Annotated in this window: 9 protein-coding genes; 1 reads left to right on the forward strand and 8 read right to left on the reverse strand. The window is 36.4% G+C overall.

The genetic code is table 11. The features are described 5' to 3' along the window. Positions 1-10: 10 nt before the first annotated feature. From gcvT to CRN91_RS00840, 4 genes are all read right to left on the reverse strand, one after another. Positions 11-1,117: a glycine cleavage system aminomethyltransferase GcvT gene (gene gcvT / locus CRN91_RS00825; protein WP_114114569.1), complete on the reverse strand. Its 1,107-nt coding sequence runs from the start codon at positions 1,115-1,117 to the stop codon at positions 11-13. 177 nt (positions 1,118-1,294) lie between these two features. Beyond that, entirely contained in the window at positions 1,295-2,233 is a 939-nt protein-coding gene (locus tag CRN91_RS00830) for a 2-hydroxyacid dehydrogenase (protein ID WP_254424949.1), read from the reverse strand. 52 nt (positions 2,234-2,285) lie between these two features. Beyond that, positions 2,286-3,773, reverse strand: a complete 1,488-nt coding sequence (locus CRN91_RS00835) for an aldehyde dehydrogenase (protein ID WP_114114570.1) — start codon at positions 3,771-3,773, stop codon at positions 2,286-2,288. Positions 3,774-3,797: 24 nt separating this feature from the next. Next, the gene (locus tag CRN91_RS00840) at positions 3,798-4,829 is read right to left on the reverse strand and encodes a threonine aldolase family protein (RefSeq protein ID WP_114114571.1); all 1,032 of its coding nucleotides are present in this window, start codon (positions 4,827-4,829) and stop codon (positions 3,798-3,800) included. A 146-nt stretch (positions 4,830-4,975) separates the two neighbouring features. Here CRN91_RS00840 and CRN91_RS00845 point away from each other — a divergent pair, with 146 nt between their 5' ends. Further along, positions 4,976-6,355, forward strand: coding sequence for an L-serine ammonia-lyase (locus CRN91_RS00845; protein ID WP_114114572.1), 1,380 nt, complete (start codon positions 4,976-4,978; stop codon positions 6,353-6,355). A gap of 1 nt (position 6,356) precedes the next feature. On the opposite strand, the gene CRN91_RS00850 is transcribed toward CRN91_RS00845, so the two are convergent. The 4 genes from CRN91_RS00850 to CRN91_RS00865 are packed head-to-tail and all read right to left on the reverse strand — an operon-like array spanning position 6,357 to position 11,254. Then, positions 6,357-7,088: a hypothetical protein gene (locus CRN91_RS00850; protein ID WP_114114573.1), complete on the reverse strand. Its 732-nt coding sequence runs from the start codon at positions 7,086-7,088 to the stop codon at positions 6,357-6,359. A 7-nt stretch (positions 7,089-7,095) separates the two neighbouring features. Continuing rightward, positions 7,096-8,811, reverse strand: coding sequence for a hypothetical protein (locus CRN91_RS00855; protein WP_114114574.1), 1,716 nt, complete (start codon positions 8,809-8,811; stop codon positions 7,096-7,098). Between the two features lie 8 nt (positions 8,812-8,819). Continuing rightward, positions 8,820-9,806 (reverse strand): membrane dipeptidase, encoded by a 987-nt coding sequence (locus CRN91_RS00860; RefSeq protein WP_114114575.1) that lies wholly within the window; start codon positions 9,804-9,806, stop codon positions 8,820-8,822. Next, the gene (locus tag CRN91_RS00865) at positions 9,806-11,254 is read right to left on the reverse strand and encodes an aldehyde dehydrogenase family protein (protein ID WP_114114576.1); all 1,449 of its coding nucleotides are present in this window, start codon (positions 11,252-11,254) and stop codon (positions 9,806-9,808) included. Before CRN91_RS00865 ends, CRN91_RS00860 begins: the two co-directional genes overlap by 1 nt. Positions 11,255-11,299: the final 45 nt, after the last annotated feature.

The raw sequence follows: 11,299 nt of genomic DNA on the forward strand, positions 1-11,299 counted from the left end.
TTTTTAATTTTTATCCTCTAAAATAATTCTGCTTAACAAATGGAAGTTTGACAATCTCAATTGGAATTTTTTTTCCGCGGACTAAAGCAAAGAGTTTGGATTTATTGTCAATAGATTTTATTCTCACTCTTGCGATAGCTATTGGCTTCTCAAGACTAGGTCCGAAACCTCCACTAGTAACTTTTCCTACTTCAGTACCTGATTCATCTTCAATCAAAGCACCGTCTCTAACAGGCATTCTGCCATCAGGTTTTATGCCTACAACTTTATTTTTTACTCCTTTATCTAGATGATTCATAATCACTTTATCTCCAAGATAGCCGCCATGACGGATACCTCCCGTCCTTCTAACGCTTGATAATGCCCAAGTTAACGAGGACTCGACAGGACTATGATACGGATCTAGTTCATGACCATATAAAGACAATCCAGCTTCTAAACGAAGTGAATCACGCGCTCCAAGACCAACCCACTCAACTGCATCATCAGATATAAGAAGTCGAGCTAACTCTTCAGCATGCTTTGATGGAAGAGAAATTTCAAAGCCATCTTCTCCTGTATAGCCTGATCTACTAACCATACATTTAATTCCATTAATATCTATATATTTAGCAGTCATAAATTTCATATCATCAACTTCTGGCGTAAGTCTTTCTAATACAGTAAATGCTTTTGGGCCTTGGAGTGCTAATAAATCCATATCATCAAGATACTCCACATTACAATCGGTACCTATCTCTTTTTTAAGGTGCTTAAAATCGACATCTTTGCAAGCAGCATTTACAACTAAAAATAAACTGTTGTCACCAAGGTTTGTAACCATGAGATCATCTATCACTCCTCCATGTTCATTAGTGAAAAGGGCATACCTAAGTCTCATTAAAGGCAGATCAATGATATCAACTGGTACCAGAGATTCTAGAGCCTCTTTTACACCACTCCCTGTAAGTTTAATTTGGCCCATATGTGAGACATCAAAAAGACCAGCATTATTACGAGTGTGAAGATGTTCTTTTTTTATTCCAAGGGGATAATTAACAGGCATTTCATAACCTGCAAAAGGCACCATCTTAGCGCCTGCATCAAGATGCATTTGATGCAAAGAAGTAGTTAACATTTATATACCTTTGACATAAGATTTATCTTAAAGAATAATATTATATAAGAATAGTTTCTTTAGTTGAATTCAATTAGGTTTGAAATCATATAAATAATATTTATTAATTAAATATTACTTTTAACGTTTATTGATCTACAATTTAACTCGTGATTACTTTCTAGAAAGTTGGCCTAATTAATATCCGTTTTCATTGCTATATATAGGATATGGTAATTTTCCCTTTTGAATATTATGTATATTTTCAGCAATAGTTTTTGCAGCAGATTTAGGATTACTTTGCCCTGCTATATGGGGTGTAATATATACTGAAGGATGGCTCCAAAGTGAATTATTTTCTGGCAAAGGCTCCTCTGTAAAGACATCTAAAGCAGCTGCCGCAATATGGTTATTATCTAATAGTATTAATAAATCTGATTCATCAATAATTCCACCTCTACCAATATTAATAATAAAAGAACCTTTGGGTAAACATTCAAGCTCTTTTTTTGAAAGGAGATTAGCAGTATTCTGAGTTTTTGGAAGAACATTAATTAGAATATCTGCTCTACTAAGGAAACTAGAAAGTTTGTCTTTACCAAATGAATAATCTATTAATCCAAGAGCCTCTTTTTTTCTAGCGCCCCAACCAATAACTTTAAAATCTAAATTAACTAACAAGTCACCAATACTTTTTCCAATATTCCCGAGCCCCATAATACCAATTGTTCGATCTTCACTCTGGATAGAACTTTTCTGATTCCACTCATGGTTAAATTGTTGGATTCTATATAAATATTGATCACTATGAAAATGCAAAACCCAGTGTAATGCATGAAGACACATTTCATGAGTTAATTTTTTATCAACTAAACGAATTATCGGCAACCCTTTAGGGAGGTCAGGATCACTAATAATATGATCAACTCCAGCACCTAAGGATAGAATTGCTTTTAAGTTTGGATATTTTTTTAGTATTCCTTTTGGATGCTTCCAAACTACAGCATATTCAACTTTATTAATGTCACCTTCATCAGGATAAACATTTATATCCATCTCAGGCATTGCCATTCGAAGACTATTTGACCATACATCCATGTCCTCCCAAAAATCAGTGGATGCTAATATTATTGACATAATTTAACCTTTATTTAGGTTGTAATTAACTTTGAAAGACCTAAAAGGCCTTCTAAAGATTAAACCAAATTGTTTTAGTTTGCAGATATTGATCCATAGCTTCAGTACCATTATCACGTGCCAAAGATCCCGATTTTTTAAATCCACCAAAAGGTGTTTTAATATCTCCCTCTGTAAAACCATTAATACCAACTGTACCAACAGGCAAGTGCCGAGCCATATGAAATGCTCTGCCAATGTCTTTGGTAAAAACAGTTGCATGTAAACCATATTCTGTATCACGTGCAATTCGAAGAGCCTCATCCATTCCATCAACGGTAACAACTCCCAAAACAGGGCCAAATATTTCCTCTTTGGCAATAGTTGATTGGGGATCAACATTATCAAAAATTGTAGGCTGGATAAAATAACCCTCTCGATCCATTGCACCATTTTTTCCTGCTATCAGGTTTGCGCCCTCATCGCAGCCCTTAGCAATATAACTTAAAACACGTTGTTGATGCTCTTGTGTAATCATCGATCCTAAATCAGTATTTGGATCAAGTGGTTCTCCAACCTTATATGATTCAGTAAGTTTAATAATGCGATGAAGATAATCATCTTTTAAGCGTTTATCAACTATTTGTCGCATGTTTGCAGAGCAATTTTGACCACCATTCCAAAATGCAGAAGAGACTGCATTTTCTATTAAATCGTCAGTTATTTCTGCATCATCAAGAATTATAAATGGACTCTTACCACCCATCTCTAACCCAACTGTTTTCAAGTTACTTTCACTAGAATATTTTAGGAAATATCCGCCAACTTCTGTAGAGCCAGTAAAAGACATAACATCAACATCTGAATGTCGCCCTAATGCTTCTCCAGCCGTTTCACCAAACCCTGGCAAAATATTAATTACCCCTGGTGGAACTCCAGCATCCTCAGCCAACTGAGCAAGACGAATTGCTGTCAATGGTGTTTGCTCAGCTGGTTTAACAATAACTGAACACCCTGCGGCTAATGCGGGAGCCATCTTCCATGCTGCCATAAGTAGTGGGAAATTCCATGGAACAACCAAACCAACAACACCTACAGGCTCTTTAACAATAAAAGCTGCAGCATCTTCACCAGTTGGAACAACTTTACCAAAAGTCTTATCAATAAGTTCACCATACCACTGGAAAAAATCAGGCACCTCTCCACCAATTTCATCTAAACAATCCGTAATAGTTTTCCCACTATCCAAACTTTCTATAACAGCCAGCTCATCAGCATTTTGACGGATAAGATCTGCAAGTTTCATTAAGACTTCTTTTCGTTTTTCTGGTGCACACCTTGACCATTCCCCATTATCGAAGGATTTACGAGCTGCTTTAACAGCAATATCAACATCAAGATGGTCACAATGAGAAACAGTACCCAAAACTTCAGCTGTTGCAGGATTAATATTTTCAAACACATTTCCTGAAATTGCATCTTGATATTTGCCATTAATATAGGCCTGTGATGGATATTTTATGGTGCTTGCAATGGACTTATAAAAGTCAAGATTTTCCATGTTAATTACTCCTGTCTAATAAATTTATTTTGAATGCTCTTTTATAACATCCAGTAATTGATCAACATCTTTCAACTCAGTGTTCCAAGCAGTTACAAATCTAACAGCTTTTCCATCGAGCTCTTCTTCATTTATATTATAGCCAGCATTATTTAAATAATCTATAAGCTCTCGTGGAAGATGGATAAAAACCTCATTAGACTGAGTTGGATAAGCTAGCTCAATACTAGAAAAGGCGTTCAAACCCTCACTCAGTTTTTTTGCCATTAAGTTTGCATGACGTGCATTTCTAATCCATAAATCATCTGTCAAATAGGCTTTTAGCTGAGAAGAAACAAAGCGCATTTTTGAAAGAAGTTGGCCAGATCTTTTGTGCAAATACGGAAAATTACCAACCATTTCTGGTTTAAAAAATACAATTGCTTCAGCTGCAAGACAACCATTTTTTGTGCCACCTAATGTTAGAACATCAACACCAGATTTCCAAGTCATTTCTGCTGGACTGACATTAAGAGAAACAAGAGCATTTGCAAACCGGGCTCCATCCATATGCACGCTCATTTTATGTTCCTGTGCTATTTTAGAAATAGCTTTTATCTCATCTAATTGATACACTGTTCCAGTTTCACATGACATAGTAACACTAACTACTGAAGGCTGAGTAACATGAACATTCCCTGATCCTCTTATCATTTCTGAAAGATCTTTAGGCTTAATTCTTCCATCACTACTTTGCATAGGAATTAGCTTTGCTCCACCTGTAAAAAGCTCAGGAGCTCCACACTCATCAGTATTAATATGTGACAATTCGTGGCAATAAATTTTACCAAAAACTGGCGCTAATGCTGAGAGCGCTAATGCGTTAGAGGCAGTTCCAGAAACTGCGAGAAAAACCTCAACTTCAGTTTCAAAAATTTCAGATAATTTAGTTTTTAAAGCTTTAGACCATTCATCATCTCCATAGGATTCTGCAATGCCAGAATTTGCTGCAATTAAAGCATCCATAACCTCAGGACATGCGCTAGTAACGTTATCTGATGCAAACAAAGCATTCATTCAAATCTCCTAAATAAAATATGACTGTAAATAATTAATTATATATTTGAATAGATGTAAAACAATTCATTATTCGATGAAATTTATTAATAGCGTCAAATCAATCAATAATGTAGAATATATTCTTTTAGCCGTTTTGCTTTCTTATGTTTATCAGTGTATTAGACCTCTTTAAAGTTGGTGTTGGACCATCAAGCTCACATACGATGGGACCTATGATCGCAGCTAATGAATTTATGAAGCATGTTAGGTTCTTTGTAGAAACAAACACTAAGATTGATAAATATCATATTAGGTGCACCTTAAAAGACTCTTTAGCATATACAGGAGTAGGTCATGCAACTGATAGGGCTGTAACACTTGGTCTTCATGGATACCTTCCACACACCATAATTAAAGAAAATATGGATGAAGTTATTGATTACACTTGGAACTCCAAAAGTCTTGATATAAATGAGGGCCAAAAAGCAGCATTTTTTTCTGAAGAAGATATTATTTTTGATACCAGAAACTCATTGAAACAAAATCCTAATGGCCTAGTTTTTGACCTTCTGGATAAATCAGATAAGATACTTATTTCCCATACCTATTTCTCAATAGGTGGAGGATTTATATCAACGCTTAATGAAATAGAAAATATTGAAGCTCCGATAGCATCAGAACCAAGTTCGGCATATCCCTATCCTTTTGACAACTCAGATCAAATGCTAGAAATGTCTAAAAAAAGTAACAAAAAAATCTGGGAGATGAAGCTTGCAAATGAACTAGAAAATATGCCTGAAGAAATTCTTAATAAGAAACTTGATGAGATATGGGATGCAATGAAAAGTTGTGTTGAACATGGTCTTTCAACAGAAGGCATTCTTCCAGGTGGATTAAATACAAAGAGGCGGGCAATGAGGTTACATCAAAGTTTACAAAATGATTTAGAAAATGCAAATACTAGTGATTGGCTTTGTGCCTATGCAATGGCAGTTAACGAAGAGAATGCAGCAGGGCATATGGTTGTAACAGCCCCTACTAATGGTGCAGCAGGAGTGGTTCCAGCTACCTTATATTATTACTATAAACATAAATCAGCAACTCCCGAACAAATTCGTCAATTCCTTTTATCAGCCTCTGCAATTGGTGGACTAATTAAGCATAATAGCTCAATATCAGGTGCAGAAGTTGGCTGTCAAGGGGAAGTTGGCTCAGCATCTTCTATGGCTGCTGCTGGACTATGTGCCTCAAGAGGTGGTTCTTCTGCTCAAATCGAAAATGCTGCAGAAATGGCTTTAGAACATCACATAGGAATGACTTGTGATCCAGTAAAAGGGCTTGTCCAAGTCCCATGTATTGAAAGAAATGGTTTTGGTGCTGTTAAAGCATATACTGCTAGCTCACTATCTCTTAGGGAGAGTGGTGAACACTTAATTTCACTTGACCAGTGCATCGAAGCAATGCGAAAGACAGGCCTAGATATGTCAAATAAATATAAAGAGACATCTTTAGGTGGTTTAGCTGTTAGCTTTATTGAGTGCTAATCTAGTCCGAGTCAACTAATCCTGCACCTGCGCCTGAAGCTCTTGACTCAGCGCTTGACTTAACGAGACAGCGTGAAAAATAATCATAAATTTCTTGCCAATTCTCTTTGACCTCAACACCATTATTAAGTATTTCTAATTTTTTTTCAGTTATATTAAATTTTTTAATTGAATTATCTTTATGAATTATATGATCTGACTCTATAGGTGAAATAAATATATCAGCATTAGAACTTAACTCTATTGGATTTGTTGACGAACTTACAATTTCCCATTCTTCACTATCGATAAAGTTAACTTGATAATTATTCTTGTCTTGATCAATCCATAATACTTTTAGGCCTATAAGTTTATTTGCTCCTAAAGCTGATATGACCAGAAATGGAGAGTCAACATTACTAATTTTTAGTTGACTAGAGGAGCCTTTAACTTCAAACCAATCAACACAACTTACAGAAGCTTTAAGGGCTGATAATAATTTATTCTCAGGACAAAATAAATGTGGATCTTCATTTGCTTTTTCAAACTTAATTGACAGACTGCTTGTTTTAGAATCAAGATTATCAAGCGCTTGAAGACTTACTAAAGAAGGATCAAAACCATTTTCTGAAATCCAGATATTACTTCTAGCAAAGTCTTCAGACAAACCAATCGGCACATCTACCCCAGATGCTGCTCTCGTGAAATAAAAAAGAATCTCATTTAATGAAATCTTTAAATAACTTTTTGACATTTAAAAGTTATTTAAGAATATGATTTGGTCTTTCCGCAATTGGAAAAGACCAAGAGTCATAGTTTGGCTGTGACAACTGATCAGGCATTGGGGCGCCTTGATACATTGAAACCCTGGTCCATAAGTCCGACTTTGGATCAAACTTTGAGGCACCAAAAAATGCTAATTTAAAACGCAAAAGATCTATTGGTCGCATAGATTCACTCAGTAAGTTATCTTGAACTTCAGAATAAGGTCTTAAAAAAGTGTTCTGAATTCTTCGAATAATATGTCTAAATTCTGGGTACATCATTACAAATTCACTGATTGAAATATCATTAGATGTGACTGATAGTAAGTTGTTAAGTTCGCTCACGTCTCTTCCAATAGCTAATGGCATCTCTTGCTCAACACCATCATCAACGCCTTTAGAGCCAAATCTAGGCTCCAATTTATCCTCTGAATAATACCAAAAATGATGTTGTGATTCTTTCAAAGAAAAATCAATATTAGTAGCCCATTGGTATGAATCTTCAACAACCTCTTTTAACTGGGCTAATGACATATCTGCGTCAAATTTTGGAATCATGTTAGTTGACATTGTCTCAGCAAGATCGTCCACTAACAAACCATGAGGCTCAATTATTAAGGAAACTATCATCTCTTGACACTCTAATGAGAAATTATCCTCTACAAAATGATAAATTCCATTCCAAGGATATGGTCTGGATATATTTAACTCATCCTCACACCAAATTCTTAGAGCTTGTATTTCGTCAGTTAGGCATAAAATTCTATCAGACTGAAGAGCATCATCAACATTCCACTCATCGATATGTTGACTAACTTGAAGTAGGGATTTATGGAAAGCTTCAAGAGTCCCCTCAAGAGGTGTTTCAATTGACCTTACCCTAGCTAATGCAGTCTCTTTAGCAACAACCCAGTTATGAATTAATGCTGGGTGTTTAAGTAAAAATGGGGCCATTCCAAGTCCCGTAGCATTTCCCACACCAATAAATTGCCTTGAAGTTTTATTAAGTTTAACTGCTTTTTTACCACCCCTTTCCTTTGCAAGCTCTTCAACTGAGTCAATTGTAAACCAGCGAATTAAGTAAACAGTTAATAACTCCATTTGAAATGGAGCTTTGCACTCTTCTCGATCAGCAATTTTTGCTCTATCAGCGCAGCCAAATTTACCACTTCCATAAACTGCAGAAGTTCTCATCAAATAACCAACAGATTTTAATAAATCAAAATCAGGTTGCTGACCTTTTGATAATGAATCAACTGCATTTTTAAAAACTCTTAAACTTTTATTTGCTCTTGCCAAAGCAAGCTCACTTGGTCTATACCGACCCCCCTCCTGTTTAGGAGTGTTGATTGCTAAATAATCAATATCATCTTGTGTTGGCACGCCATCAAAGAGATTAAAGGTTGCATCCCAAACTTCTGCAATAACTCGATCCGTTCTCATTTCATCAGGTATTTTTTGAGTAAACCCTACTAATGAATATGTCCTATGAGGTGTAGTAACTGCATAAATACTTAAGCCATAACCATCTTTATCAACTTCACGACGGGTTCTTTCAAACTTCCAATTTTCCCGAGCCATACGCCTAATCAGAGTTCGCATAAAACTTAAGCGAGTAGGGAATGAAGAACCCATTCTATCGAGACGCATGACCTTTTCAGGGGATCTCATAAAATCAGATTCATTATCAATAGTTAAAGTTTCTGTAGTCATAATTATTATTATAAAGGTTTAAATGATGCCTCAAAAAAGTTTAGCCAGTTTTTACCCATTATGAGATCTACATCACTATTATTAAAACCAACACTCACTAGACCATTAGCAATATTAATAAAATCGCGGTTATCACGGAACCATTGAGGCTGGTCAGGAAAACCTGCAAAACTAGCAGATCCCTCTCCATAATCTCGCTCATTTGTCCAAGTTCCATTTCTCATCCATTCAACAATACTATCAGGCTGATTCTGGCATAAATCAGTACCTATGCCAATATTTGTAACACCCATAATTTCAGCAGTTTCGGCAACCATATTGCAGAAACTTTCTAGTGAACAGTTAGTACCATCTTTAAGGTGGTGAGCATAAACTGAGAAGCCAAGCATACTGCCACTTTCTCCCAAAGCCTCAAGAACCTTATTAGATTTATTTCTTAATGCAGGATGCCAAAAAGTTGGATTTGCATGAGTAATAGCAATAGGTCTTTCAGAAATTTCAATAGCTTCAAGTGTGGATTTCTCTGCTGAATGACTCATATCAACAACCAGTCCAACTCTATTCATCTCTTTGATAACCTGCTTACCCATTCGTGTGATGCCAGGATCATTATCTTCATAACATCCAGTTCCTAACAAGCTCTGATTGTTATAAGTTAATTGCATAAACCTGACACCTAGCTGATGACATATTTCTACTAGTCCAATATTATCCTCAATAGGAGAGCAATTTTGAAAACCAAAAAATATTGCAGTTCTACCCTCTTTTTGAGCTTTTTCAACATCACTTGCTGTTCTTCCATGAAAAATCATATTTGAATAATTTTCAAAATACCGATTCCAATCAATTACATTCTGAACCATTTCCTGAAAATCTTCATGATAGCAAATGGTGACATGAATTGCACTCAGACCACCTTCCTGAATTTGCTTAAAAACCTCCTCACTCCAATTATTGTATTGAAGAGCGTCAATAAAAAGAGATTGATGCGCCATTAAGGATTGCCGCCAGAAATATAAGAAGTTTTAACTTGAGTATAAAGCTCTTTAGCATATGAGCCTTGCTCTCTAGGACCAAAACTTGAATTTTTTCTACCGCCAAATGGAACATGATAGTCAGTCCCTGCAGTTGGGAGATTAACCATAACACATCCACTTTCAGCATTTCTTCTAAAGTGATTAGCTCTTGATAAAGACTTTGTTACAATTCCTGAAACCAGGCCAAAGTCCGTATCATTAGCAACCGTTAGTGCCTCATCATAATCTGCAACTTTGATAACGCAAGCCATAGGTGCAAATAACTCTTCGCGGTTTACGCGCATAGAGTTATTGCCACCAATTAATAAGGAGGGCTGCATGTAAAATCCAGGCTTTTCAAGCTCCAGCTGGTGTCCACCACAAACGATCTCGCATCCTTCTTCTTTTGCCAGGCTCATATAATTTAGATTTGAGTCTAATTGCTGCTGACTCACTGCTGGTCCTATTTGAGTACCTTCCTCAAGAGCATGACCAACTTTAAGAGCTGAGGTGGATTGATGCATGCGCTCCACAAACTCATCATGAATTGCCTCGTGGACAACAAGCCTAGAAGAAGCTGTGCATTTTTGCCCAGTACTTCCAAATGCTCCAGCAGAGGCAACACTAACTGCCACCTCAATATCAGCATCATCCATAACAACTAATGGATTTTTTGAGCCTAACTCTAATTGAAACTTAGTCAAATTTTTTGCTGCTGCATTAGCAATCTGGAGGCCAACATTATAGGAGCCTGTAAAACTTATTGCATGAACCTTAGGACTTTCAGCTAAAGTTTGGCCAATAGAGGGACCAGATCCCATTACTAGATTAAATAGACCCTTAGGTATGTCCTGTCTTGAAATTATTTCAGTCAAAGCAACTGCACTTGCAGGTGTCAAGTTTGCAGGCTTCCAAATTACAGCATTTCCAAAAGCTAATGCTGGGGCAATTTTCCAACTTGCTGTAGCTGTAGGAAAATTCCAGGGTGAAATAATTGCAACAGTTCCCATCGGCTCTCTTCGAATATCAATCTCGATTCCTGGTCTGACTGAATCAGCAGTATCACCGGTTTGACGCAAGACTTCTGCAGCAAAATACGTGAAAAACTGTCCAGCTCGATAAACCTCTCCTTTACCTTCTGCAAGTGGTTTTCCCTCCTCTCGAGATAATAATTCGCCTAGCTCAGAGCTTCGAGACATCATCTCCTCACCAATCTTCATCAATACTGCTTGACGCTGTTCTAAGCCTGTAGTTGCCCACTCTTTTTGAGCTATTTGAGCAGCATTTAGTGCATCATCTAAATGTGCATTACTTGCTTGAGCAAACTGTCCGATAATATCATTAGTATCCGAAGGATTAATGTTTGCTATCGAACTAGTGCCCTGCACCCAGTCACCAGCTATAAAATTATTTGATTGGTTTGACATGTATTAATAACAATTTAAGAAAAATATTAATTTTACTCTTTAATA

This window comes from Candidatus Thioglobus sp. NP1 (genome assembly GCF_003326015.1).
Classification (GTDB): Bacteria; Pseudomonadota; Gammaproteobacteria; order PS1; family Pseudothioglobaceae; genus Pseudothioglobus; species Pseudothioglobus singularis_A.